This window comes from Stutzerimonas xanthomarina DSM 18231 (assembly GCF_900129835.1).
GTDB classification, from domain to species: Bacteria; Pseudomonadota; Gammaproteobacteria; order Pseudomonadales; family Pseudomonadaceae; genus Stutzerimonas; species Stutzerimonas xanthomarina.
On sequence record NZ_FQXA01000001.1, the window covers coordinates 393,152 to 419,620 of the forward strand.

Annotated in this window: 21 protein-coding genes; 1 reads left to right on the top strand and 20 read right to left on the bottom strand. The window is 55.8% G+C overall.

All coding sequences use genetic code 11. The annotated features are described in order from the left end of the window. Positions 1–18 precede the first annotated feature (18 nt). The 4 genes from BUE09_RS01865 to BUE09_RS01880 all read right to left on the bottom strand — a co-directional run bounded on the left by BUE09_RS01865 (position 19) and on the right by BUE09_RS01880 (position 2,852). Positions 19–636 (bottom strand): YqiA/YcfP family alpha/beta fold hydrolase, encoded by a 618-nt coding sequence (locus BUE09_RS01865; RefSeq protein ID WP_073299011.1) that lies wholly within the window; start codon positions 634–636, stop codon positions 19–21. A 186-nt stretch (positions 637–822) separates the two neighbouring features. After that, positions 823–1,638: a 3',5'-cyclic-AMP phosphodiesterase gene (cpdA, locus tag BUE09_RS01870; protein WP_073299012.1), complete on the bottom strand. Its 816-nt coding sequence runs from the start codon at positions 1,636–1,638 to the stop codon at positions 823–825. A 153-nt stretch (positions 1,639–1,791) separates the two neighbouring features. Then, complete coding sequence (locus tag BUE09_RS01875) at positions 1,792–2,238, bottom strand: DUF1249 domain-containing protein (RefSeq protein WP_073299013.1); 447 nt, start codon at positions 2,236–2,238, stop codon at positions 1,792–1,794. Then, entirely contained in the window at positions 2,235–2,852 is a 618-nt protein-coding gene (locus tag BUE09_RS01880) for an NUDIX domain-containing protein (protein WP_073299014.1), read from the bottom strand. Before BUE09_RS01880 ends, BUE09_RS01875 begins: the two co-directional genes overlap by 4 nt. Positions 2,853–3,083: 231 nt before the next feature. Here BUE09_RS01880 and BUE09_RS01885 point away from each other — a divergent pair, with 231 nt between their 5' ends. After that, positions 3,084–3,809 (top strand): DUF3298 and DUF4163 domain-containing protein, encoded by a 726-nt coding sequence (locus BUE09_RS01885; protein ID WP_073299015.1) that lies wholly within the window; start codon positions 3,084–3,086, stop codon positions 3,807–3,809. Between the two features lie 155 nt (positions 3,810–3,964). Here BUE09_RS01885 and BUE09_RS01890 read toward each other — a convergent pair whose 3' ends face one another. The 16 genes from BUE09_RS01890 to cytX form a co-directional block, all read right to left on the bottom strand. Further along, the gene (locus BUE09_RS01890; RefSeq protein WP_073299016.1) at positions 3,965–5,977 is read right to left on the bottom strand and encodes a polysaccharide biosynthesis protein; all 2,013 of its coding nucleotides are present in this window, start codon (positions 5,975–5,977) and stop codon (positions 3,965–3,967) included. A 66-nt stretch (positions 5,978–6,043) separates the two neighbouring features. Next, positions 6,044–7,075 (bottom strand): MraY family glycosyltransferase, encoded by a 1,032-nt coding sequence (locus BUE09_RS01895; RefSeq protein WP_073299017.1) that lies wholly within the window; start codon positions 7,073–7,075, stop codon positions 6,044–6,046. Between the two features lie 138 nt (positions 7,076–7,213). Continuing rightward, on the bottom strand, positions 7,214–8,188 hold the full coding sequence (locus tag BUE09_RS01900; protein WP_073299018.1) for a UDP-glucose 4-epimerase family protein: 975 nt from the start codon (positions 8,186–8,188) through the stop codon (positions 7,214–7,216). Further along, positions 8,188–9,378 carry a glycosyltransferase family 4 protein gene (locus BUE09_RS01905; protein WP_073299469.1) on the bottom strand — a complete coding sequence of 397 codons (1,191 nt, stop codon included), beginning with the start codon at positions 9,376–9,378 and terminating at the stop codon, positions 8,188–8,190. Before BUE09_RS01905 ends, BUE09_RS01900 begins: the two co-directional genes overlap by 1 nt. Positions 9,379–9,390: 12 nt before the next feature. After that, positions 9,391–10,599, bottom strand: a complete 1,209-nt coding sequence (locus tag BUE09_RS01910; RefSeq protein WP_231975541.1) for a glycosyltransferase family 4 protein — start codon at positions 10,597–10,599, stop codon at positions 9,391–9,393. Positions 10,600–10,655: 56 nt separating this feature from the next. After that, the gene (gene cysC, locus BUE09_RS01915) at positions 10,656–11,249 is read right to left on the bottom strand and encodes an adenylyl-sulfate kinase (protein ID WP_143164608.1); all 594 of its coding nucleotides are present in this window, start codon (positions 11,247–11,249) and stop codon (positions 10,656–10,658) included. 8 nt (positions 11,250–11,257) lie between these two features. Continuing rightward, complete coding sequence (locus BUE09_RS01920; protein WP_073299020.1) at positions 11,258–11,803, bottom strand: hypothetical protein; 546 nt, start codon at positions 11,801–11,803, stop codon at positions 11,258–11,260. 23 nt (positions 11,804–11,826) lie between these two features. Beyond that, entirely contained in the window at positions 11,827–13,554 is a 1,728-nt protein-coding gene (locus BUE09_RS01925; RefSeq protein ID WP_073299021.1) for a hypothetical protein, read from the bottom strand. 21 nt (positions 13,555–13,575) lie between these two features. Then, positions 13,576–14,703, bottom strand: coding sequence for a glycosyltransferase (locus BUE09_RS01930; RefSeq protein ID WP_073299022.1), 1,128 nt, complete (start codon positions 14,701–14,703; stop codon positions 13,576–13,578). A 230-nt stretch (positions 14,704–14,933) separates the two neighbouring features. After that, positions 14,934–16,520 carry a hypothetical protein gene (locus tag BUE09_RS20060; RefSeq protein WP_143164609.1) on the bottom strand — a complete coding sequence of 529 codons (1,587 nt, stop codon included), beginning with the start codon at positions 16,518–16,520 and terminating at the stop codon, positions 14,934–14,936. Positions 16,521–16,635: 115 nt separating this feature from the next. Next, positions 16,636–19,338, bottom strand: a complete 2,703-nt coding sequence (locus BUE09_RS01935; protein WP_073299023.1) for a glycosyltransferase — start codon at positions 19,336–19,338, stop codon at positions 16,636–16,638. A 36-nt stretch (positions 19,339–19,374) separates the two neighbouring features. Then, entirely contained in the window at positions 19,375–20,679 is a 1,305-nt protein-coding gene (locus tag BUE09_RS01940) for a nucleotide sugar dehydrogenase (RefSeq protein WP_073299024.1), read from the bottom strand. Between the two features lie 43 nt (positions 20,680–20,722). Next, on the bottom strand, positions 20,723–22,000 hold the full coding sequence (gene wecC, locus BUE09_RS01945) for a UDP-N-acetyl-D-mannosamine dehydrogenase (protein WP_073299025.1): 1,278 nt from the start codon (positions 21,998–22,000) through the stop codon (positions 20,723–20,725). Continuing rightward, the gene (wecB, locus tag BUE09_RS01950; protein WP_073299026.1) at positions 22,001–23,134 is read right to left on the bottom strand and encodes a non-hydrolyzing UDP-N-acetylglucosamine 2-epimerase; all 1,134 of its coding nucleotides are present in this window, start codon (positions 23,132–23,134) and stop codon (positions 22,001–22,003) included. It lies immediately after the preceding gene. Positions 23,135–23,167: 33 nt separating this feature from the next. Beyond that, the gene (locus BUE09_RS01955) at positions 23,168–24,643 is read right to left on the bottom strand and encodes an MBL fold metallo-hydrolase RNA specificity domain-containing protein (protein ID WP_073299027.1); all 1,476 of its coding nucleotides are present in this window, start codon (positions 24,641–24,643) and stop codon (positions 23,168–23,170) included. A 209-nt stretch (positions 24,644–24,852) separates the two neighbouring features. Beyond that, the gene (cytX, locus tag BUE09_RS01960; RefSeq protein ID WP_073299028.1) at positions 24,853–26,148 is read right to left on the bottom strand and encodes a putative hydroxymethylpyrimidine transporter CytX; all 1,296 of its coding nucleotides are present in this window, start codon (positions 26,146–26,148) and stop codon (positions 24,853–24,855) included. Positions 26,149–26,469 lie beyond the last annotated feature (321 nt).

Here is a 26,469-nt window from a genome sequence, read left to right on the forward strand (position 1 = left end):
GAGCGGCTCGTGATGTCCTTATAGATCAGTGAAGTCGAGTTCGACGAAGCGCGCCGGATCGAAACCGGCGAACGCCAGCAGCGCGGGAAGGCGCTCGGCAAAGCCCTGAAAGCCATGATCACCGCCGGCCTGGATGCGCAGCGCACAACCCTGATAGAAATCCGCTGCCTGGCGGTAGTCCAGTGTCTCGTCCGCAGTCTGCAGCCAGACCTGATAGCGCTCGGCATCCTCGGGTGCGGGCGTCTCCAGCTCGGCCAACGCGGTCACGTGGTCTTCAGTGAGCTGCCACACTTCGCCCGTGTAGAGGTTAGTCTGCGGCCCCAGATAACCGTCGAAACGGCGGTGTGGTGCGACGGCCGGATTTATAAGCAGGGCCTTGAGGCCATGGCGCTCGGCAAGGTGCGTCGCATAGTAGCCGCCAAGGGAGCTGCCGACCAGCAGCGGGCGGCCCAGCTCCGCAATCGCCGTCTCGAGCTGCGCGATAGCCTGACGCGGATGATGATGCAGCGCTGGCACCTGTAGCGAGGCCGTCAGATTCAGGCGACTCAGCGCAGCCGTCAGCTGGCTGGCTTTCCGCGACAACGGTGAACTGTTGAGGCCATGCATATAAAGAATGGTGGGCTGTTCGCGGGTCATGCTGATTCGCTGGACTGACAAAGGATGGGAAGGCTACTAGGCAGCCGCGGCCTCCGGCAAGCACGCTCTCCGCTGAACTGTCTGCAGGAACTGATCGTACGAGCTGACCATGCCTGCGAATCAGGACCATACCCAGAAGCGGAAAGCCTTCGCGGGCATGACCCGCTCTTACGGCTACCGCAGCGCTCAATAGCCTTTGACGCTGTAGTCGATCTCGAAATCGACGCCTACTACCCGCGAGACGCCGGTTTCCAGTACGCCATCAGCGTAAAGCCGCAACCAGCGATAGCCTGGAGCCCGCTTGTCCACGTCGAACGCCTCGCTGCCGGGCGTGAACTGCACACCGGTAGAAGGTGTTGCCAGCAACCGCACGCCATCTCGCGACTCATCGAACTCCTGATGAATATGCCCCCAAAGCAGGGCTTTCACGCCCGGATGACGATTGATGACGCTGAACAGCTCATCGCGATTATGCAGTCCGATGCCATCCATCCAGCGACTACCGATGGTTACCGGGTGATGATGCAAACAAACCAGATAATGCCGCTCCGGCGCTTCACTCAAAGCCTCGTCCAACAGTTCGAGCTGCTCCTGCCGAAGCAGGCCGAATACCGATCCCGGAACCAGGGTGTCAAGCATCACGACACGCCAATTACCGATATCCAGCACAGGGTTCATCATGTCGCTGCCACGGGTCGCCTCTTGCATCGGGGCCAACTCGTCATGGTTGCCTGGACACCAGCGCACCGGGGCGTCGATACGCTCGGACAACTGACGAAATCGCTTATAGGAAGCAAGGGAGCCGTCTTGGGATAGATCGCCTGTCGCCAGCATCAGGTCGATACGCGGCTGCTCGTCGAGAACCAGATCGACCACACGCTGCAGACTCTCGGCCGTATCCATGCCCAACAGCTTGCCGCCTGCTTCGGCGAACAGGTGGCTGTCGGTCAGTTGCACCAGCAAGACCGAGTCTTTTTCATCAGTGAAGGGCGCAGCAGCCAAGACCCGTCTCCTTTGGCGAAATCGCAGAAGAATTATGGTGGCTGGGCGTTGCAGGGGTAAACCGCGCGATGCGGGCATCCATCACAGAACCGCTTGGGAGCACTTCAATGCATGGCACAGCGCCAGCATCACCTCAGGCGTGCGTTGCTCTACTTAAAGCACAAACTCAAGCTCATGGCCGCACGCCAGGCAGTGACCGAGCCATTCCCCGAGAAACAGGTTGAGCTGATTCTTCTCGTCAGGCTGATGCATTTGCGCGTTGGGATAGCTGTAAATTCCGCGGAAACGCCGGGCATTCTCCGCCCCGATCACTTCAGCCATACGCGCATCATGATAGACCCGTACATCCATTTGCGGCGCCGGCAACCAAGGCAGACAGTCCTGCTGACTAATCTGGACGGTGGTGGTGTAGGGGCAGCTCTCGGTCACCGTCAGCACCAGCACGCCGAGCAGCCGGTCGCCCTGGCTCATGGCGATGCGACGCGTATCCGGATGATTGCGCATTCCGGGCAGCAAGCGCAACAGACGCAGGTAGTTCGCCTCGCATGCTGCCTGCAACTCCAGCAGGTCGACGCGGTATCGTTCGCGGGTTCGCCTCATATCCATGCCTCCCTGATCTCGCTGCGGTTCAAGGCCAGCCACTGCAGGGCGATGATCGTAGCCGCATTATCGATCCGGCCGTCACGCAGCGCCTCCAATGCATCTTCAAAAGACCACACAGATGCACGGATATCCTCACCCTCCTCTTCCAGCCCGAACACGCCGCCAGCGCCGACACTGCTGCAGCGCCCTACGTAGAGATGGATGCGCTCGGTGCTGCCGCCCGGGGATGGATAGTAAACAGACACCGGCCAGAGTTCGCCGAGCTCAAGGCCTGCTTCTTCGATCGACTCCCGGCGCGCCACCTCTTCAGGCTGCTCGTCCTTATCGATCAGACCGGCCACCGTTTCTACCAGCCATGGGTTATCGCCATGCGCCATGGCACCAACACGAAACTGCTCGATCAACACGACCTCGTCGCGCTGGGGATCATACGGAAGCACGCAGACGGCATCGTGACGAACAAACAATTCGCGCTCGATCTCGGCACCCATGCCGCCTCGGAACAGGCGGTGGCGAAGGCGGAAGCGGTCAAGATTGTAGAACCCACTGAAGCAGCGCTCGCGGCGGATGATCTCGACATCGTCGGCGCCGGCTTGGAAAATATCGTTCATGAACTACTCACATAATCGGTTTGTTCCAGCACCTGCCGGCGCCGAAAAAGGCTGCAACCGTCACGGCGTGAGCGGTCTCTCTGCTGCCATCCTAGCGCGCCGTATGCTCAGGCGCAGCCCTTTGCAGACCACACGCATGATGAAATTTATCGAGGCGAGCAGTCTCGAACTTCGCGTCTGCAATAGACTCGAACCCGCACCGAAACGTCCATAGGGGAGTTCCATCCGTTGATGCCTGTCCGCAAAACCATCGCTCTCTTGGTACTGGCCCTTCTTATGGCCGGCTGCGCCCATCTCGGCGGCGATCGGCCCGTCGAGCCTCGTCAGATCGTCAGCGAGCAGCGCGCCGCCAATTGCCCCAAGACGGACGACAGCTGCCCATTGGTAAACATCGATGCCCAGGTGTTTGCGGGCGAGCCGGAGCTGAACGCACTGATCGACCGGCGCCTGCGGCAGATGACCATCAACGCGCCGGGCGCCAGTCTGCCAGCCTCGCTCGAAGCCTATCAGCAGAGCTTCCTGCACGATGCGAGACCCGGCTGGAGCAGCTATCTGCAGGCCAAACTGATCGATCAACATGATTCGCTGCTGGTGGTGGAGCTTTCCAGCTACCTCTATACCGGCGGCGCCCATGGCATGCCCGGCCGCGGATTCATTAACTACGACCGCGAGCAAGACCTGGAGTTGAAGCTCGCCGATGTGCTGCTGCCTGGCAAGGAAGGCGCCTTCTGGCGTGCCGCGGCAAAGGCGCACCAGCGCTGGCTGGTCGCGAACGGGCACGATGCCGAATTCATACGGAACTGGCCCTTCCAGCAGACCGCCAACGTGGCGCTGCTACGCGACAAGGTGCTGCTCAAATACGACGTCTATAGCATCGCGCCCTACTCGAGCGGGCATCCGACACTGGAAATTCCCTACAAGGAACTTGAGGGCATACTTCAGCCGGCGTATCTGTAGCCAGTGGTCAACCTGGCCTGAAGCTGCCGGCTGAATACCTGGCCGCCTGGCAAAGCCGGGCGGCCAGCGTCGAGCACCCTTCCCTCTCAAGACCATGACCGCATCGCCTCAGCTGTGGGGCTGACGTACGCACCAGCGGGCAATGACAAAGACCCCTACTCGGCAGGCCCAGCCCTCCGCTGCTGATAAATCAAATCAACAATCTCGCCCTCAGGCACATAGCCGCTCACCACCTCGCGCAACAGCACCCGAACCTGCGGATAATCGTCCTGTTCGACCGCCTTGAGCAGCTTTGCCAATACCCCCCGCAGCATGTCCCAGGTGAAGTACTCCTCGTCGGCTCGCATGATCATCGGGTGCTCGGTGGGGCTGACGTTGTCGCCGATCAACAGCTCTTCATATAACTTCTCGCCCGGACGCAATCCGGTGAACTCAATCTCTATGTCCCCGTGTGGACACTTCTCCGACTGGATGCTCAGGCCGGATAGACGGATCAGCTTCTCGGCCAGCTGCGCGATCAGTACCGGTTGGCCCATATCCAACACGAAAACGTCGCCGCCTTGTCCCATGGAACCCGCCTGGATTACCAACTGTGCGGCTTCTGGAATTGTCATGAAATAACGCGTGATCTTTGGGTGGGTAACCGTAACGGGCCCTCCAGCACGGATTTGCTCATAAAACCTGGGAATTACCGAGCCAGACGAGCCCAGCACATTTCCGAAGCGAACCATCGTGAAACGGGTCTTGTTCACGTGGTGAACGCCCTCTTCAGCGGAAAACAGAACGGGGGCTGTCTCGCGGCTTAGCGCCTGCAAAATCATTTCCGCAACGCGCTTGGTACTGCCCATAACATTTGTGGGCCGAACTGCTTTGTCGGTTGAGATCAACACGAAGTTCGAGACACCGGCCTGAATCGCAGCCTGTGCGGTATAGAGCGTGCCGAAGGTATTGTTCAGCACCCCTTCGGCTATGTTGTGCTCGACCATCGGAACGTGCTTATAAGCTGCCGCGTGATAAACGGAGTTGACTTTCCAAGTACGCATAACATCGACGATACGGACACCGTTTCGAATTGAGCCAAGGATCGGCACCAGCCGCACCGAGAGCGACTCACGCTCGACCCTGCTCTCCAATTCACTGTGGATCCGGTAGAGGTTGAACTCGCAATGCTCAAAGAGGAGCAAGGTCCGTGGCTTGGTGGTAATAATCTGACGGCAGAGTTCACTGCCGATAGAGCCACCAGCCCCTGTCACCAACACGATCTGATCGCGAATGCACCGCTCGAATAGCTCCTGTCGTGCGGGGACCGCATCACGCCCAAGCAGGTCTGCAACATCGACCTCCTGGAGATCCTCAACCTTTACTCGGCCACTCGCCAAATCCATGACAGCTGGCACACTGCGAACATGCAGTGGAAACGGCTCCAAGCTTTCCAGAACCTCGCGCCGTCGGGCACGGGATGCAGAGGGAATGGCCAAGAGAATTTGCTGGGCAGCAGTCTCGTTGATCAGCTGCTGAATGTGCTTTGGCTTGTATACGCGCAGGCCTGAGATGGTCCTGTTTGCAATGGCGGGATCATCGTCGATGAAGGCGACCGGACGCATCGTACGCCCCATTCGCAATGCAGCAACCAACTGATTACCTGCCGCGCCCGCCCCGTAAATCGCCACTCGTGCAAGGCCTGCATCTGCTCGCTTGAAGTTCAGCGTCTGGCCGGCCGCGAACCAGTGCCCCATAAAGTATTGCCGCATGACCAGCCGCAACCCACCAATCAGCACGAGGCTTAGCCACCAATAGTTCAAAACCAGTGAGCGAGGTATGACCTTTGGTGCGCCCTGATACCAATAAACAGCGAGCGAAAGCATGAGCGATGACAACGTCACTGCTTTGACGATCGCCATCAAGGCATCGTTGCCGAAGTAGCGCATGACCGCACGGTACATACCGATACGGATGAACAAAGGAATTGCAATCAACGGCGCGACCGCGAACAGCCAGGCATGTACGCCGAAAGGATCAATTGTCTTTGCGTCGCCCAACCGAACCACGAATGAAAGCCACAACGCGGTCCACACCAGAACGATATCCGTCAGGACCTGAATAAGCCGCTTGTAACGCCGGGGCAGCCGGACGAGTCGCCCGCGCAGCCCCTCGGCCAATCTCAACAAAATATCACCTCAATCTTTCCCTATTCGGCAACCTTCGCCCGCGGACAAACAGGTGCATCTGGATGCTTATTCCTGGACAGCAGATTTCTCAGGCTGACCAGCTTTAAGCCATGCCACAACCCAAACCAGTGGCGCATAGGCGATCACCAGCCCCACCACCCCATCCAACCACTGCAACCCCACTGCCATGCCGATGGGCAATAACCAAAGAATGTTCACAGCCAAAACGCCGAGCGTCACCGGCCGATGTGAACCTAAACGGCGAGAAGCGATCTGGTAGCCGTGGCTGCGGTGAGCCTCGTACACTCTGACACCCCGCAACAATCGCTGCATCAAGGTCCAAGTGGCATCGACAATAAAGATGCCAAGCAGAATCAACCAGCACCAAAGCAATTGCGGCGCCAACCAGCCTGCGTGTATCGAAAGTGCACCAATCGTTATACCGAGAAACCCACTCCCGGCGTCACCCATGAATATTCGCGCGGGCGGCCAGTTCCAAACTAGAAATCCCGCTACGGCCGCAGCCAGCAGAACAGGCACAAGCGTAGCGTCCGCAAACCCCACCGATGCATAAACCGCCGCCGCGCCCAGACAAACGGTCACCGCTTGAACGCTGGCAATGCCATCGATACCGTCCATGAAGTTGTAGAGGTTGAGGTGCCAGACGAGCCAGATAGCAGCAAGCAAGTGCCCCCACCACCCAAAATTTACCGTCGACCCGAACAACTCAAGTGGAGGAAGCCCACCGAGCCAGAACAGCACCCAGGCCGCCGCCAAGAAATGCCCGAGCAGGCGCCAACGGGCAGCAATATGACCATGGTCATCAAAAAAGCCGACCATAGCGACAGCACAACCGGCGCCCCATAAACCCCATACCTCGACCCATGGGACCAATCCCAACGACGCCAAAACTGGCAGAGCAACGAGCAGACTAATGACTATCGCTACCCCGCCGCCGCGGGGCGTCGGCACAGTATGCGAGCTGCGGGCATTGGGTACATCGATCAGGTCGCGGTGCAATGCGTACCGTCTCAGCAGCCAAGTCAACAAATAAGAACCGCCGAATACTAGCGGCAGCAACAAAAAAATCGCCCCCATCATCCACTCCCTAGATAGCGGCTTTCACGCCGAGCAGCGCCTCTGACAATACAGTTTTGTAGGAGGCGCGCCCCGCGGCGAACCAATGTCACAGTCTGCAGCCAATCTCAAATGAAAATTCGGAAAAAAAGCAATGAATCAAAGCTCTTGCTTAAAACCAACCGCGGTCAACGCAAGGGCCTCGTGCACACTTACCGGTGGGCGCCACCCCAAGAGCGCTTTGGTTTTACCGATATCGGCCTGCAACGATCCGCATATACGTTCAATCACGGCCCGCTTGCCAAGCACAGCACCTGCTCCCTCCAATAACCGAGGTGGAACAGGGATTAGCCGAGCCGGCTTACCAAGCGCCTCTCCGAGCCGCCGAAGCAGTTCGGTAGTTGAAAGATCTTCATCATCGCTTGCTAAAAATGCCTGTCCGGCAGCATTGGGGTGAGCCAAGCAAGACACAATCAAATCGGCCAAGTTATCTAGTGCGACAAGACTGCGACGGTTTCGTATTGCACCAAGCGGAAGCGGAATCCCCTTATCCAACCATCTCATCATGCTATAGAAATTCGCTTTAACTCCCGGCCCGTATACCAACGGCGGTCGAATGATGACCACCTCCAATCCTGTCTTCTCCGAGAGCGCCAGCAGCGCCCGTTCGGCATCCATCTTGGATACTGCGTAAGGGTCGACCGGACATAGCGCATCATCGGCGGTAAAGGGCCGTCCGCAGGAAGTGGATTCACCATGCACCTTCACCGAACTGAGGAACACGAAGCGCTTGGCACCTGCCTGCGCCGCAGCGTGAGCCAAGTTCAGCGTGCCGTTAACGTTTACTGCCCGAAAGGCAGCAAGCGGGTCGGAGTGAAGCTCATCCATCACATGAACCCGAGCCGCGCAATGGACGACCACATCCACACCGCTGAGCAAATCAGGCCTTAGCTGAGCAGTTGCGAGGTCGCCGAGTTCCAGCCACTGAACGGTGCCGCCACGCTCGGAAGTGTCCCGCTCGGCACATCGAAGTCGTCGAACTGCCGCGACAACGCAACACCCAGGCAGCATCGTTATCTGCGGTACTAGAGCCCGCGCCACGAATCCGTCCGCGCCCGTGACAAGTACGCGCATCAAATCGCTTCCCGGACAAGTTCAAGCACATCATCTGCCATGGAGCGCATGATCCGCTTACGAGCGAAACGATCGACGAACTCCGGGCGCGGAACATCCTCAAGACTCAACCGACTCAACGCGTCCAATGCACCGTCTATATCGCAGGGCTCGAAAACAGCTGTGTTGGTGATCTCCGCTTTGACAAACTCGGAGGCATAGCCAGCTACGCCTGCCAGAATGGGCTTGCCAGTAGCTGCATACTCAAACAGCTTGGATGGCAGCACCCGCCGAAAGGCTTTGAAATCGTTGAGATGCAGAAACAGAACATCTGCCTGTCGATAGACAGCGAGCAACCGGTCACGTGAAACCGGCGCAAGCAGTTCCACATTCTCAACACCACTTTCAGCCACAGCATCTCTCAGAGCCTGCTGGCGTCCGCCTGCTCCTACGATACTGAAATGAACTTGGGCGCCCAGACGCTGCGCAAGCGCCGGAATGATCAGATGCAATCCCTGCCCGTCCCCGATATTTCCCGCATACAGAATGCGCAACGGCTGGTCAGCATTGCTATCTCCAGACGAAGTTAAAGGAAGATCAACAAAGTCGTCATCAACACCGTTTGTGTAAACCGAAAACTGCTGCTGGGGATATTTCGGCTGAAAGTAGCCCAGGAACCCAGCGGCTACCAGGTTCACCTTATCCGCCCGCTTGATGGACCAGCGCTCCAACGCACCGAACGTCCAGGCAACAGCCCTGCCAAACGGCGAAGGAAACAATTCGCCCAAGTTCTCCACAAAAATGTCACGGATGTCCAGATACAGCCGCGCACGCTGGCGACGAGCGATCCAGCTTCCCAATACAGCCGTCATCAACCTCGACGAGGTCGCGACCACGACGTCATAGTGATCTTCGCCAGCAATTCGATTGGCCTGCAAAGCAAAAGCTGCGAACGCCTTTGCCTGATCGACAAAACCGCTCTTATGCACTGGCAGCTGGACGCGCCGGATGCGTACGCAGCCTTGCGCCTCGACCGCTAGCGCCTCACTGGCGTGGGAGTGGTAGCGGTTGGGCTGCGTGGTCAGCACGTCAATATCTGTTTCCCCGGCCACCCGCGCACAAAGCGCATCAACCAATGCCTTGGCGCGGAAAGAGCCCGCGGAGAGATCAGGAGGATAGAAAAAGCTAAGCAGCAGAATTCGTTTACGCATCAGCAGCACAGATCAGGTCGAGGCGCGATTGGACAACACCCGCTCGTACAATGCGAGCAGTTCATGCTCCTGGCTTTCCCAGTTAAGAACGCTTGCCGCCTTCCGCGACTGTGCAGCGTAGTACTGGCGCTTGCCCTCAACCTCCACCAGGTCGCGTAACGCCATAGCCAGCGCCACGCTATCGCCTTCAGGCACGAGCACGCCCAGGTCATGCTCTCTTACAACACGCCGTATCTCAGGCAGATCGGACGCAACGACCGGCAGGCCCGCCTGAACGTACTCGAACAGTTTGTTGGAGTCGGTCGTGTAGTGATTGAGGCAGGTGTTCTCGATGGGCTGAACGCCGATGTCTGCCGAAGCTGTATAGCTTGGTAGCTCAGCCAGAGCCACGGTCGGGATAAAACGAACCCGCTGCTCCAACTGCAGCTCTTCAACAATGCGGCGCAAGCTGCCATCGAGCCTACCGCCGCCAATGAAAACGAAGTACGAATTCGGAACTTCAGCGGCGACGCGAGCCAGACGCTCCAAGCCCCTACCCTGCTGCACGCCGCCCTGATAAAGAATAATCGGCCAAGGCTGGGCCAGTTCAAGCTCTGCACGAATCCGATCGGACCGCATCGCCTGCTGTTCCCTCGGCCGATTCTGCAGCACCACTGGTCGCGCGACGCCATAAGCGCGCGCGAAATACTTTGCCCGCGCCTCGGTAGTGGTAATGGTGCCTTGCACACGCGGCATCAAGGTACGCTCGATCCAACCCACCAGCTTGCGTACCCTGGAATATCCCTCGCGGCTGGTGCTTATTTCGTGGGCGTCGTACACCATCCTGGCGCCCGACAACTTTGCAGCGAGCCAGGCTGTGGGAAGCATGTTCACGTCGTGAGCATGAATGATATCTGGTCTCGCAATACTTAAACGAAGAAGCATTACCAGATGCGCCCACAAACGCATACACAATTGGAGGGCGAGCGGCGTCTTATGCTGTATCTCGTGGCTACCGTTACGCCGAACTGCGAAAGGTGACAACGGTGCGCGGCGTACTGTGATGCCAGTATTCAATACTTGGTGCGATAATGTTTTACCTGGGTAATGCACAGCATGAACGACAACCTTATAGCCACTCAACTGCAGTGTCTCAGCCTCCTTCAGCACGCGAGCATCGTTTAGAAAGTCGTTCCAAACCAACATATGAACAGCGGAACCTGCTCTAACCTCATCAACCATGAGTAACTCCAACTCCAGATTACAAATGGATCCGCCTCCAATTTTCCTAAGTTATATCAGATCGATATGCACTCCATTAGACAAGAAAGGATGTGATCTACACCCTTATCGACACTCATGACTGATGTGTCCACACTACAATTTGGAGCTATCGGAACCTCATATGGCATGCTGACGCCGGTAAAATTTTCAAGCTCACCCGCTCGAGCCTTGGCGTAAAGGCCTTTCACGTCACGGCGCTCGCACTCAACCAGCGGTGTAGAAACATAAACCTCAAAATATCGATCATCACCCACTACGCGCCTTGCTAGCGCGCGATCAGATAAAAAAGGTGAGATTAAAGAGCAAATAGATAGCATCCCGGCATCATTAAAGAGCTTCGCCACCTCAGCCACACGACGTATGTTCTCCGCACGTGCTTCAGCGGAAAATCCTAAATCGGCACACAACCCATGCCTGATGTTATCTCCATCTAATACATAGGCCGCGCGCCCAGATGCCACTAGACGTCGCTCCAATTCAAACGCAAGGGTTGACTTCCCTGCGCCGCTTAAGCCGGTAAACCAGACGGTAAGGGGGCGTTGCCGCAACAATTGGCATCGGTGGTCGTGAGATATATGGCTACCATGCCAACGTAAATTATCAGTCAATGAGCACCTCAAGCTGAAGCATTATGTCTTATCTGCCACGTTTCGAGTGCGCTGTTAACATTGCCTTGCGCGCCCACTCGCTCCCAAAACTCAGAGAAGTCCGATGGCGCACACTCCAGGCGAAACTTCATCTTGTTCGACTTATCTTTTAGAAATGCCTCGATATTGGAATTAACCGTTTCACAGTAGTCAACACAAAAGTCAAGCGGGTCAACTTCCTTGCTTTTCTTTTGCGCCCCCATGAGTATGGAACCCTTATAGGCATGCATGATGCCAGAGTCATAACGCTTCAAGAAAGAACGCGCGGTCGCCATGGTATCGCGTGTCAGATGAACATAAAAAGCATCATTACCATACACCCGATCCAACCGCCCAAGCACCCAAGAAAGACGATTATCCGCCTCGATATGTCGGGTAGGATAAGCAAAACGCGCCGCCCCAACCGCATGACTCAGGCTCTCGTGCGCAGCAGAATAGTTATCGATATGGCGACAGGCCTCAATAAAGGTTACTGAACCACAACGCCCAGTACACAACACAAAAATATTACGCAACGGCCACCCCTCCAACCGAAGTACTATTCACCCGCACTGTCCGCGAACGCTTTGTTAATCCGCCCCAACAAGTCGGCCGCACCATGATAGTCCTGCTGCTTACAACTTCTTTCAAAAGCAAAAAGCAGCGCAGCCAATTTCAATTGAGATACTGTAACCCTCGCCAGATCCGAACGTACGGCTACCGCCGCCTCATGGGCCTCCTCCAATGCCTTCATCGCACGCTCCTCAATGGGCCAACCACTCCCGACTGGTTCAAGCGACCAGCGCGCCCAGTGGCAGACCAGCACACGACAGTGATCGTCCAGTAGCACCAGCCCACGACGAACATCGGGATTTACGAAAGCCATCGGGAGTCGACTGATCAGCTCGCGAATCTGATCAAAAGACTCTTCGAAGTGCAGCAACTCCTCAAGGTGAGCTGGATTATCCAGAAGGCAGCGCATTCGCCTTAGCACGTCGCGCTCCATTCGTTGAGCCAGGCAAGACTTCGAGCGCCGGAAAAGCGCCTTCAGGTCCTCGTTCGGCGCGCAGGCCAGCAAGGCAGAGCGGGCAACCTGACAACGAACAGGCCATTTTTTGCCAAGCGCCTGGCGAGCGCTATCCAGAGCAAATACATGGCAATGAAAGCGCCCCCCAATATCCGTTACACCAAGCAGCTCCAGAGTCGGCAGGTTTGCCTGCCCCACCAGCAAAGTGGCCTCATGCTTGGCCAGTGAACTGCGGTTACTCTCAAAAACCTTGACCAGAAAACACTCTTCTTTTCCGCCATCACTAGCCACGACACGATAGGCCACCACGTCGGTTACACTAAGTTGCAACCAGCGCACTGCCTTGATGGCAAAGGATCGAGAAGTAACATCGCTTAGGGCCCCGAGCAACCGCTCATCTCTAGTCGCCGGCTCGACCAGCGACCACACGCCATCGAAGCCGTGCCGGGGTAGCTCGATCAAACGCTGGCCATGAAAAAAGAGCGCCGATAACTGACGCCGCCTTTCGACCAGCGCGAGCGAATCGTTAAAGACGCTTACGGAATGCCTGAACAGCTGCCGCAACAGTAAAAGACAAGCCACGGCGACCAAAACGCTAGAAGCCTGAAGCCAGAGAAACTCAGCGACCATGTAACCGAAGCACAGTAAGAAACCGACGCCCGCGAGCAGAGAGGCGACCCGGCCGCCGGCATTCGTTAAGTGCGCCTGGAACGTTGGCACCCATGCAGCAAGCAGCACGGATCCATTCGCAACAACAAACACATAAGCGATGAATATCCATGCCAGGTAAGGGTTCAGCCAGAGCAGCAAAGGGATGAACAGAAGCAGGAAAACCAGACTGGCCAACCCACGGGAAAACCGCTGGTACGCCTTGGCAGCCATCTCGTCCTGGTTCTCGAATAGCACCATCTTGCTGCTGCGAGACAGTAGCTTGCGTGACCCGGCGGCAACACATTTTCCAATCAGGTGCTCGAAAAGTAGATGAACCAGAAATAGCAGCATCGCCAAGCCACTTAACGCCAGGATCAGCGACTGTCGATCAAAAGCTTTGAACTGGTCCGGAAAATAACGCGGTACCCCCTCAGCGCCCAGTAACAGGATGACCTTGAGCGGCAGGACAAAAGCGAGCAACAGCGCAAGCTGGCTCACAAGCGTCGCCGCGACACTACAGCCCGTAAACCAGGGTACGACTTTGAGCAGGCGGTGGCTCAGGCTGAGAATCCAGCGCATTGCGGACCTAAACTCACTGAGCATCGCCACGGGAGCTTCCTTCAAATGCAATCAAGACCGTCCACCGATCACCACGGCCGCAGCATGGGCAGCACCGTTGGCCTCAGGCGCCGAAAAAGACTCCCTTGACTCTATCCGCTGTTGCAGTTTATGGATGGCTTCTAGCAAGGCCGCCTCAGAGAACTCCGGGACTACCTCAAACGGCCCCATTCGAGCAGCCATCGACGCGCGAAGGGTTTGATCGTCTGCCTGCGTTGCATGATTAGGTAGAAAAATCGCTGGTAGCTTTAGCGCTACCGCCTCGCATACCGAGTTGTACCCAGCTGCCAATACTGCGAAATCGAAAGCAGCGAAATAGCGGCTGTTGGGATAGTCCACAATTTCCCGGTCTGCTTCATCGCAGGGCGTAGGCCGCAGTGAAATTGGAGACTGTCCAACCACCACCTGATAGCCCCGCTGCTGCAGTGTGCGCACCACGCGAGCCTGCACGTCCGCAATACCGTTGATATTGCCCGCACCCAGTTGTAGATAGACCCGAGGACGAGCCGGATCGAGGCGCAAACGGGTACAGGCATCCAAAGGAGACAATAGATCATCGAAACCCATGCCCACGATAGGTGGAACAAGCGATACCCGCGGTCGCGCAGCCCCCGACCGGCCGGAGTCACCAAATTCGGCGGGGACAATGACATTCTGGAACAACCGAAACTGCTCATCCAAACGGTCGTGGTCAACCGAAGCCTTGTATAGCCCGCGCTTGACCCATACATACCGCACGGCCTTAAACCTCCTGATGACTCGCTGGAGCCCGATATAAGGAGCACTTCCATCGAAGACCAAGGTTCCTGGACGATGAAGCGTGACCGCGTCGGCAACGCAACGATAGAAGTAACCATTCCAACGCACCGTCCCTAATCCCTCAAGCAACGCGGCAGGCGGGACGTGATGGCACACGAAGCCCTCACGATAGACCAGATGCACTGCGATGCTAGTGGTCAGAAAGACGATACGCGCTTCCGGTTTTTGTCTGCGTAGCTCCTTAGCAACGGCAAGCGCACGACTAACGTGCCCGAGGCCGGCGCCATTGATCGGCAGAAACAGATAAGTATCTCTGGCTGGCCTCCATACAACAGGAAGCAAAGCACCGGAAGCGATCCAGGCCCAGCGGAGAAAATGCACTAATTTGCATCTATTAAGCACGGATTTACCAACCAATCAAAAGAGAGACCATCTCCAACACGAAACGTTAGCGCCCTGCCAGCACGAGAAATCATCCTCTCGCCCCAACAGAAAATAATCGATCTGCTAGTTGTCGCCACTCGCCGAGCGCCCATGAAATTCCATCCATATCAAGAGCCACCCTCAGCAAAAAAAGAATCACGACGGAAATTCAGTAATTTTCTACCCATTCAATGATCAGCATACTTTAAAGCAAGCGCAACAGTTAAAGTCCTAGTTATATCTTGCCCATCCCAAGCATGATTAAATTTTCCTGCCGACTCAGCAGCCCCCAAGATATCTAGACATTTTTTAATTGTGCCCGCCCCCATGATCGATCGCACAGATGGATGCTCAATAGCCTCTGCAAAATCTGAAGCAAGAAGAGCCATCCGTTGAACCGGATCTATCCTCCCGCCAGCCACCGAATCTTCAGAGGGACTTAAATAGACGCCACCCGGACTCGCCTCATCTCTTATCGGCACCCTTTTAACAATCGCTCGATGCTCAAGGGTAGGGCTTTTAGTTGGTTTATCATAATCAAAATCCCAAAGCCCCGGTAGCGCACTTTCCATTATATCGAAATTAACCTGACCAAGAGCGCGCGCTTTATCTTCAATCAAAAGGTTTTCAAGTAAGCCCCCTGAAAGAGGAGGAAAACAAACCAGATTCTGCGGAGTCCTACCCCCGTGAATCCTAGAGCGAAACTCCCTATAATGCTCAATCAAGGGGGATGAACTCGGATTATTTAGAAGCAGCTGAGCCATTGTCTCGCGCAGATCACCTTCCCAAGCACCAGAATAGAAACTCGACACCTTCCTAACGGACCTTAAAAGCTCTTCAACACCGCTAAAATTATAAAATGGCCGATGATTTTCTCCTCCAATCCCTGAAAACTGAACAAAAGAGCCATCTATTTTGTTATTAGAGAAATAGATAGGGTTATACAACCCAAGAGACAGAGTTCTCCAAGACAAATATGAAGCCTCAGTAGTAAACTTCGGCAGAAACCCTAGGGACTGCCCCTGAATAGGGATATTATGAGCGTTAGCGATGAGCTCCGCTATTTCATAATCTCTTGGCTCCTTCTCACTTCTCCCACTTATTACAGAGGCGTTATTAAAAAACTTAGAACCAATTCGCTGTCGAGCCCGCTGCAGCATGGCAAAAACTGCTCGTGAGTCCTTCCCCCCTGTAAGCTGGGAACCAATTTTCACCCTAGAATCAACAAGAAGAGTTTCAAAGCGAGAGACCCACGTCTCAAGGAAGACAGCCAAACCTTCCTCATAAGGCGCTCTACGCCCGCCCTTACTTCTCCTCAACACAACCAACCCCCCCTTATCCACTTTTATAAAGGAATAAGAAGGCAGTAAGAACACCTCATTAAAAATAGTCTTAAATGTGGACTGACAAGTAGTAATATTACTGGCAACTTTTTGCGCTTCAATTTGTGAGCTGCGGCAGGTCAATCTTGCTCCGTTAGCCGACATATGCCTCACAATCAGCTCAATGGAATTAGACACACACCAAATCGAGTCACGCTGATAGTAAAATATTTTCTTAAATCCAGAGTAATCCCCTCCTATTATATAAGCATCATTCTCTTTTCCAACGGAAACATAACATCCATCAAGGCCAGGACCGATACGCTTACCGGTCACCCCCTCATATTCAAGACTTCCTTTCTCCCCAAAAATATAATCAGCCCCTGAAAAGCAATAACCTTGAAAATAACGTTCCGGCAAACCAGTAAAAGAAGAGAAAATATAAGCCTGCATACAAAACCCCGAAAACGAGCATAAAATTTAAAAATTATAAGAAAATCAGACTATCAAAAACCTAACATCCTCCATCAGCAGGCGCTCATACACTCAACCGCCAACCATAAGCAGCTTATTCAAACCGCGCCTGATGAGACATAATGTTTTCTTCAATATGTTTCAACGGCACCCGCATTGCCTCCGGCGCTTTGAACTTTCGCTCAATAGGGGGGAAAGGCAGCTTGGCACCATCCTTATTCAAATCAGCATGCCATTGCACAAACGCCTCCTTAAATTGTTTACGCGTTGGCGAGACCCCATTAGTTTTGGAAACCCCAAACTCCGGATTGTTTGTTAGATTAGTATCCAGATCAAGGCAGAACATTCCGATATGTCTCACGCGCCTAAATTGCTCTCCCATCACTTTCTCGGCGCGAGCGATCAATTCACTATCCGCACCAAAACGCACACTATCCCAACCACCCAGCACCTCACGCAAGTAGCCCGCGTCAATTAACAAAGATATGGACGCAACCCTGCAGGCACCATCTTTTGAGAACGGCCCAACTCGCGAAAACCAACTGAACTCGCCCTCAGGGCTCATTCTCACCATATCGGAGAGCACGGCGAGCAACAGCCCATCACTGGACAGGATTGGCTCGATATCACGTTCCAGACGCTGCGGGTGCGACCAGTCATCGGCGTCCTGCCCCGTGATGTAGTCCCCCTTGGCCAGACGCAGGGCCAGGTTCTTCGACACGTAAGGCCCGACATTGACGGCATTGCGCAGTGCAAGAACGCGAGAATCCTGCGCGGCAATCTGCTGCGTGATCTCCCAAGTAGCGTCGGAGCTGCAATCATCGACGATGATCAGCTGCAGGTTGCGCCAGGTCTGATCTAAAATCGACTGAGCGGCATGCCTCAAAGTGGCCTCTGCATTGAACGCCGGCATGATCACGCTGATAAGCGGCCCCTCGACCGGGGCCAGCGGCTCGATCACACACAAACGTGAAAAGCGCGAGCCAGGAATAGCCGACAAACTGACCGGAGCCAATTGAAAAGGTGCCAGGTAAGCATTAAAGTGCCGGAGCCAGTCCTTTTCCAAATGCAGGCTGGCATTCGCGCGCAGAATATTTAGTCCTGGCCGTTGGGTGCTATCGACATTATCTTCAGCAAATTGCAATGCTGCTTGATAACCCCGCTCATCGGCAACTTGCGAGGCAACCCAGAGTACAGAGTTTCCTTTCACCCCTCGGATAACTTTCTGAAGTGTTAGAGAACAAGCATCAATATCAAAAGCATTTGCCCCTCGCGAGGCCGCAGTAGCGCCGGACTTTTCAGCCTCAATGGAGCATTGCGAGGTGTGAGCCTGGTACTCGACTACATCCGGATTGCCACTACCGGCGTGACGACGAATAACTCTCTGAATCGCTATGGGCATCTTCGCCCACCCCGAAACACTGCGAGTCTGCCGGTAGAACGCCAAGCCAAGCTGGTAAACTAATGACTTGTAGACCAGCTTATGCTGCCTGGTCAACTCAATCAGCTCGGTTTTCAGGGAGTTGCGCTCATGTGCTAGCACATCAACATGCCTCTTTGCATCCTTCAGTTCCCGCGTCAACCTGTCACTAATCTGCCTTTGCGCCTTACGTGCCTGCTGTTCCTTTTCCGCAGTCAGCAACGCAGTCTCTAGTAACTGATTTTGCTCGGAAAGGCGCAGCTTTCCATCAGCAAGCTGCTGCTTGAGCGAGGCGACCTCTTTCTCCGCACTCAGCAACGCAGTCTCTAGTAACTGATTTTGCTCGGAAAAGCGCAGCTTTCCATCAGCAAGCTGCTGCTTGAGCGAGGCGGCCTCTTTGTCCAAGGTCTTGCTCTGCACATTCGCTTCAGCAATCTTCACCTTAGGCGCTTCAAGGCTGAATTCTCTAAAGCGAAGAAACGAGTCGAACAAAGACCGCACCAGCCCATCGCTCTGATCTCGCTGCAGGCCGTGCACAGCGTTTTTCACCTGTCGCTCAATCTCTTGCCTAACCGATTCACCCGCAACACTCATGGAGGCCTCTTCACATCCGTTTGGAGACATTGGTTTCTTCGTAAAATGGAATAACGCCGGGCCATGTCGCACGTTACTGAGCATCTGATGTGAGCACCTCCCCTCGAACAGCTCGCTCCAGCGACCGAGAATCTCCTGCTCCTCTTCACGGCCGGCGTCATCGAGCAGCACCAGCGTGGACTCATTGCAGTAGTCGCGCAGGCGAGCCAGCGCTGGATAGCGAGCATGATGATTGGTTGCAGCAGGTGGACCATCGACAAGTAGCAGGTCAAGCTCCTCACGCCCGACCATATGATCGATCAGGTCATAGGGAAGGTCGTACCAGCGGTAGGCCTGGCCATCGAGTTGCATTTCTTCGAGAGGTGCATAAATCAATTCAACGTGATTTTGAAGATCACAGACCTGCAACAGGGCGCGAGTCTTCTCAAGGTATGCATGGTCGTGCTCGAATGACAGAAACCGCCCGACACCAAGCTGCTTCAATGCCGCTGCGATGACCAGGGTGGAGGTACCAGAACCTAGTTCAATAATCTTCTCGGGACAGGTCGTGGTGACATGTTGGAATAGCCACCAAGCGAATTCGGGCGCGACGGACCAACTGGTCATTGCAGCCAGAGGCTCAGGCCGATGGAAAACATGCTGCATCAACAATTGTTGGTATAACGCATCCAGCCTAATGTCATTTACCGACTCGCGCAGTTCCTTGCGGAAGGAGTTGCGTAATTGATTGAACTGCTTGCTTATGTCCTGAGTCGCCAATTGAAAAGCCCCTGGTTCATTCATTAACGCCCGCTACCCATAAGGAAGCGGGCTAGCGCATTAAGCTTTGACTACGTTGTCCGCCGGCTCAAGATAGCGCCCGCGCGAATCGACAATAAGCTGCGCATTCGCCTTTAGCATTTCGTAGTCAACGCTATCGTGGTCCGTAGCGATAAGGACTGCATCGAAGCTCGCGATAGAGTCAGCCGTGAGGTCAACGCTGCTTAGATCGAAGTGGTGCTCGCGCATCTTTGGAAAGACCGGCACGTGGGAATCGCTGTACTCGACATCGGCGCCAAGATCGCGTAGACGCTCCATGATGAACACAGAAGGAGATTCACGCATGTCATCAACATTCTTCTTATAAGCGATGCCCAGCACAAGGAGTCGACTGCCGTTTACCGATTTCTTGCGCTGGTTAAGCGCTGCTGCCAGCTTGCTGACCACGTAATCCGGCATGGCGGAGTTGACTTCACCGGCAAGCTCGATAAACCGAGTATGCAATCCGTACTCACGCGCCTTCCAAGTCAGGTAGAACGGATCGATCGGGATGCAGTGACCACCCAGACCAGGGCCTGGGTAGTACGGAACGAAGCCGAAGGGCTTGGTAGCAGCTGCACGGATAACTTCGTGAATGTCGATGCCCATCTTGTCGGCAACGATCTTCATTTCATTGACCAGGCCAATGTTCACCGCGCGGTGAATATTTTCCAGCAACTTGGTCATTTCCGCAGCACGAGTGCTGGACACCGGAACGACGCGGTCGATGACTTGGCCGTAGAGTGCCATGCCGATTTCCTGACAGCCCGCCGTATGACCACCGCAAACCTTGGGAATTGTACGGGTGGTGAAGTTCGGATTGCCCGGGTCTTCACGCTCAGGAGAGTAAACAAGGAACATGTCCTCACCCACCTTGAAGCCACGAGATTCGATACGGGGGAGCAGCTCTTCGTCAGTGGTTCCGGGGTAAGTTGTACTTTCCAGAGACATCACCTGGCCTGGACGCAGGTAAGGCACCAGCGAATCAGTCGTATCGAGAACGAAGCTGAGATCAGGCTCGCGGTATTTATTCAGCGGAGTAGGTACGCAAAGAATAAGCGCGTCGACATCACTTGCCCGAGTGAAGTCAGTTGTTGCTTCGAAACCTCTGTCCACTGCGGCGCTGATTGCCGAAGCAGGAATGTGTTCGATGTAGCTTTTGCCCTGCGCGATGTGGTCAATCTTTGACTGGTCAATATCGAAACCGACGACTTTGTAACCCACTTCGGCGTAGCGCAGAACTAGGGGAAGACCAACGTATCCGAGGCCAACAATTCCGATAACGGCATCTTTTTTGTTTAGCTTATCCAGAAGCTGTTGCTTCATTTTTTACTCCTAGTGAGTGTATCCGCGCAAATGCGAGGTAAGGTCAGGAAAAAGTGGCGCAGTCAAAAAAACCGCGGGTATCCAGCAGGCGCTGGTCCGGACGCAGTTGAAGAGTCTGGGCTGCAAAAAGTTTATGATCGACAAGCAAGACGAGTACGTCAGCCTCAAGTGCAGCTGACAGTTCCACCAGTTGAATGTCAACGGCAAGCAAAGGCGCGGGGCTTGAAGCACCGTGAGGCTCAACAGCGACGACTTGGCCCGGATATAGGTGGCCCAGCTCCAGCGTGATGGCCAACGCCGGACTTTCACGAAGGTCATCAATATTCGCCTTGAAAGCCAGGCCCAAGCAGGCAATACGTATCGAGCTGCGGCTTTTGCCTGTCGAAGCGATCAGATCATCGATGTGGCTTCTTATCTTGGCGAGTACCCAGGCGGGCTTGCTGTCGTTTACCTCGCGAGCTGTACGGATCAGGCGGGATTGCTCAGGCGCCTGACTGACGATGAACCACGGATCGACGGCGATGCAGTGCCCACCGACCCCAGGGCCGGGCTGCAAGATATTTACGCGAGGATGCCGATTGGCGAGACGGATCAGCTCCCAGACGTCCACATCAAGCTTGTCGCAGACCATCGACAGTTCGTTGGCGAAAGCAATGTTAACGTCCCGAAAGCTGTTCTCGGTCAGCTTGCACATTTCGGCAGTGCGCGCATTGGTGATCACGCATTCGCCTTCGACGAAGATCTTGTACAGGCTCGTCGCCACTTCCGAACAGCGCGGCGTCATCCCGCCAATCACCCGGTCGTTATGCACCAGCTCGCTCAGCACATGCCCGGGCAATACGCGCTCGGGGCAGTGAGCAATCCGAATGTCAGAGGCTTCGCCAGCCGTTTGCGGAAACGTCAGGTCGGGACGTGCTTCGGCGAGCCAGGCTGCCATCCGCTCGGTGGCGCCGACTGGCGAAGTAGATTCCAGTATGACCAGGTCCCCGGCTTTCAATACGGGGGCGACCGCCTTGCTGGCCGATTCGATGTAGGACAGGTCGGGCTTGTGGTCGGTCTTAAACGGCGTGGGTACTGCGATCAAAAATGCATCCGCGGGTTCTGCCACCGTAGTGGCGCGCAGATACCCTTCGGTCACGGCTGCGTGCACGAGCATGTCGAGGTCAGGCTCGACGATATGCACCTCCCCGCGGTTTATCGTCTCAACAGCGTGGGTGTTGACGTCGATGCCAATCACCTTGCGCTTGCGGGACGCAAATACAGCTGCCGTGGGCAGGCCGATGTAACCAAGCCCGACCACAGCAATGGTGCCAAAAGTCATTTATGGTCTCTTAATCACGGAATTGAGTGTGTCGATGATCCGCAAGCACGCCTTGCCATCCCCATACGGGTTATGAGCGTAGGCCATGGACTGATATGTGCGCTCATCAGTCAGCAGGGTACTTAGCCCATTCCTGATCGCTGCTACATCCGTACCCACGAGCTTTACGGTACCGGCTTCGACCGCTTCGGGTCGTTCAGTGGTGTCACGCATGACCAGAACAGGCTTGCCCAGCGAAGGGGCTTCTTCTTGTATGCCACCTGAGTCGGTAAGAATCAGATAGGCGCGGTTCATCAGGTAGACGAAAGGCAGGTAATCCAGCGGCTCGATCAAATGGATATTGTCGATGCCTGCCAGTAGACGATTGACGGGCTCACTCACGTTCGGATTCAAGTGGACGGGGTAGACGATGTCAATATCCGGATAAGCCTTCGCCGTTTCGGCCAGCGCTTGGCAGATTCGCTCAAACCCACCACCAAAGCTTTCGCGTCGGTGCCCGGTGACCAAAACCAATCGGCTGTCCGGGCGAATAAAGTCGAATTGCCGATCGAGGCTCTGTTGTAACGTCACGTCCTTCTGCAGCTTCGTCGCCACCTGCAACAGCGCATCGATGACGGTATTACCCGTCACCTCGATGCCATTCGTAATGCCCTCGCGCAGCAGATTCTGGCGGGAGGTTTCGGTAGGTGCAAAATGCAGCGTGGCGAGCGCGCCTGTCAGCTTTCGGTTGCCCTCTTCCGGCCAGGGCGAATACATGTTGCCGGTTCGCAGCCCGGCCTCGACATGAGCAACGGGTATCTGGTGATAGTAAGCGGCAAGCGTGCTAGCGAAGGTTGTGGCTGTATCGCCATGAACCAACACGACGTCGGGGTGGAAGTCCGCGAATACTTGTTTCATGCCCACCAGGATGGCACTGGTAATGTCCGTCAGATCTTGGCCGGGCTTCATGATGTGCAGATCGAAATCTGTGGCCAGATCGAACAACTCGAGTACCTGATCAAGCATCTGCCTATGCTGCCCGGTAACACAGACCTTTGCATCAAAACGCGGGTCGGCATTCAGCGCGAGGGCCAACGGGGCCATCTTGATCGCTTCCGGCCGTGTCCCGAAGACGCATAGGGTTTTGACTGTCATACCATATCCATAGCTTGAGCCGGCGCGAGGGCCTTATTGCGGGATTTCTAGCTGCAACGGTTGTTGCTTGTCCTGATAAATAGCGGCGAGCCTTGCGGCCAATGCTTGCTTTGCTTTTGATTCGCCGTGAACGATGCGTATGTGAGATGGCCGTTGGCGCATGCCGGTTACAAATTTCACCAATCCTTCGTGATCAGCATGTGCGGAGTAACCACCAATGCTATCGATGCCTGCCTTGATGTCTATGCGCTCGCCATCAATATCGACGTAACCACCCGCAGGACCATAAGACTGGATGGCCCGACCAGGCGTGCCTGCCGCCTGGTAGCCTACGAACAGCACGTTGTGCCTTGAGTCGCCCAGCATAGCTTTAAGGTAGTTAACGATACGGCCACTTGAGCACATACCATTACCCGCAATTACAATCGCCGGACGAGCGGTACGCGCAAGGTATTGAACCATGCGTAGGTGGTCGCCGTGACTATCAACCGTGATCAGCTGTTCGAAACCCAATGGACGGCGGCCGGATTGTACACGCTTGATTGCTTCCTGATTCCAGAAGGGCTGTAGTTCTCGATAGGCTGCAGTGAAGCGGCTGGCCAAGGGCGAGTCGAGGATGATGGGAAGTTCGGGCCAGTTGGTTTCGTCAGTGACGCGCCTCAAGATTTTTTTCGCAAGTGAGCGCGCTCCTACAGGGGCCGCTGCTCTGCTGGGTTTGGTGTGGATAATCTCTTCGAGTTCGTATAGCAGTTCCTGGGTTCTGCCGATGCTAAACGCCGGTATCAGCACGGTGCCTTTGTCCAGCAATGCTTGCTCAATAACTTTTTCCAGACGCTGTCGGCGGGTGCGGCGATCTTCATGATTGTGGTCGCCGTAGGTGCTTTCAATAACCAGGATGTCGACACGGTGCGGTGGCTTGGGTGCAGGTAGCAACGGCGCGTGGGGAGCGCCTAGGTCGCCCGAAAAGACGACGCGTTTTTTCTCACCCGTTTTTGGATATTGGAGATCGAACTCAACGTAGGCGGAACCGAGAATATGCCCGGCCCGCTGCAGACGAACGCGGCAGATTATTTCGGAAGACCCCTGCAGCGTGAACCAAGTATTGTAAGGGAGCGCGATGATGCGTTGTTCGATTAGTTTGATGTAGCGCTCTACCTTTTTCTGGTCGCGGCTGACGCCTAGCTTAAAGGCATCCTCCAAGACTATCGGCAGGAGTTTGGCTGAGGGCTCGCTACAGAGGATTGGGCCTTTGAAGCCTGCAGCAAGCAGATAAGGAATCCGGCCAACATGATCGATGTGCACGTGCGTTGCGATTAAAGCCCGTACAGTATTCAGCGGGAATTCGATATCCAGGCTGCCCTGCCCCGCTCTTCCACCATTGGCAGTATCCGCACCTTGGAACAGACCGCAGTCAATCAGGTAACTGTTGGCGGCATCGGCGTGAAGTTCATGGCACGAGCCGGTCACGCCGTTGACGGCTCCGTGATGGGTAATTTGGGGGAACGGCATCGGTTAGTTCCTTTAACCTGGCGATGTGAGGGCGTCGCAAAGCGCAGCATTCTGCCATGCGCTTACCCTCACACCAAGTGAGGCCAAAAAATAACCCGCCACTTAGGGAACTTTTCGACGAAGTGCCGCAGAGCCGCTAAACCAGGCGCGCCGCGCAACAAAACCCGCGCCTCGCGGACGGGCCTGAATAGCAGCTTGTCAGCGCTCTTTTATTCCGAAACCGGCCGCTCCGTCGTGACGCCGCCAAAACGACTCAACACCAGCAGCAACCCGCCAGATAGGAACAATGCCGGCAGGCTGGCGCCGATTTCCGGCCAGGCTCTGGCAAGCACGTGGTAGATAGCAGCGCCACAGCCCCAGGCCAGCAACGTCTCCCAGCGCAACACCGAATTGGTCATTTGCAGCCTGCCACGGCGCTGCAGGACGTAGTGATCCACCAGCACCACGCCGAACAACGGCGCGAATACCGAGCCGATCAGCAGAAGGAAGTTCTGGTATTCCGCCAGCGGCGCGAACCAAGCAATCAAGGTGCACAGCGCGCCAATGACTAACGCCAGCCGCTCGACCTTGAACGGCAGCAGAATGCCCACTGACACCGCCGCCGAATGGATGTCGGCAAAGGCATTTTCCGACTCATCCAACAGGATCAACAACAGCGGTATCCCCAGTCCGGCGCCGGCCAAAGCCAGCAGCAAAGCATTGACCTCACCGCTATCCGCAAAGGCCAGGGTATAGGCGACGCCGAGGCTCATCAGCCACACATTGCCGACAAAGAAGCCCATCACCGTTCCGCCGAACACCCGACCCGCTGCCTTGCCGAAGCGCGAATAATCGGCAATCAGTGGAAGCCAGGAAAGGGGCATAGCGATGGCGATATCGAAGCCCAGCGCAAAAGGCAGCGAGCCGTCGCCCTGGCGTGCCCAAAGCGCCCGCAGATCCGCCTTGTCCAGCAGGTTCCAGGTCAGCCAGACGCAGGCCCCGAGCAGCAGCCAGATACCCCACTTGCGCAGTATTCGGCGAACGAAGGTCAACGGGCCGGTGATCGCCAGCAGGGTGGCCAACGCCCCGAAGAACAATGTCCAGAGCGCAGGGCTGACCAGCCCGCTCTGCTCGCCGAATGCACGGGTTGCTAGCAGACTCGCCGCATCGCGCATGACGATAATTTCGAACGCGCCCCAGCCGACCAGCTGCACCAGATTCAGCACCGCCGGTAACACCGCGCCGCGGTCACCCAGGGTGCGCTTGAGATTGGCCATTGAAGACAAGCCGGTGTCGCTGCCGATCACTGCGACCGCTCCGAGCAATATCACGCCGACGGCGGTACCGCTGAGGATGGCCAGCAAGGCGCTGCTCATGCCCAGACCCGGCGCCAGCAAGGCGCCGAGTTGCAATACCATCAGGCCGACGCCGAGGGAAAACCACAAGGAGAACAGATCTCGTCCGCCGAACACACGATGTTCGGCGGCGATGCTTTGATGGGGGGAATACAGACCTGGAGTCTTCACGTGTTTTCTCGAAGAGTTGTTTGAAAACCTGGCACAGCCAGGGTTGTGTTCACGGGCATGGCCCGCTCCTACGGAAGCATCCTGACGTCTGGTTGTAGCCATGCAGGGGAATCACGCTCTGCTGGTCACCGAACGGCGGCATATCGACAGATGCGTAGGAGCGGCCCATGGCCGCGAACCGGTTGGCCCGGAATATCCTGGGCTGCGCTCGCGGGCATGGCCCGCTCCTACGGAAGCATCCTGACGTCTGGTTGTAGCCATGCAGGGGAATCACGCTCCGCTGACCGCCGGACGGCGGCATATCGACAGATGCGTAGGAGC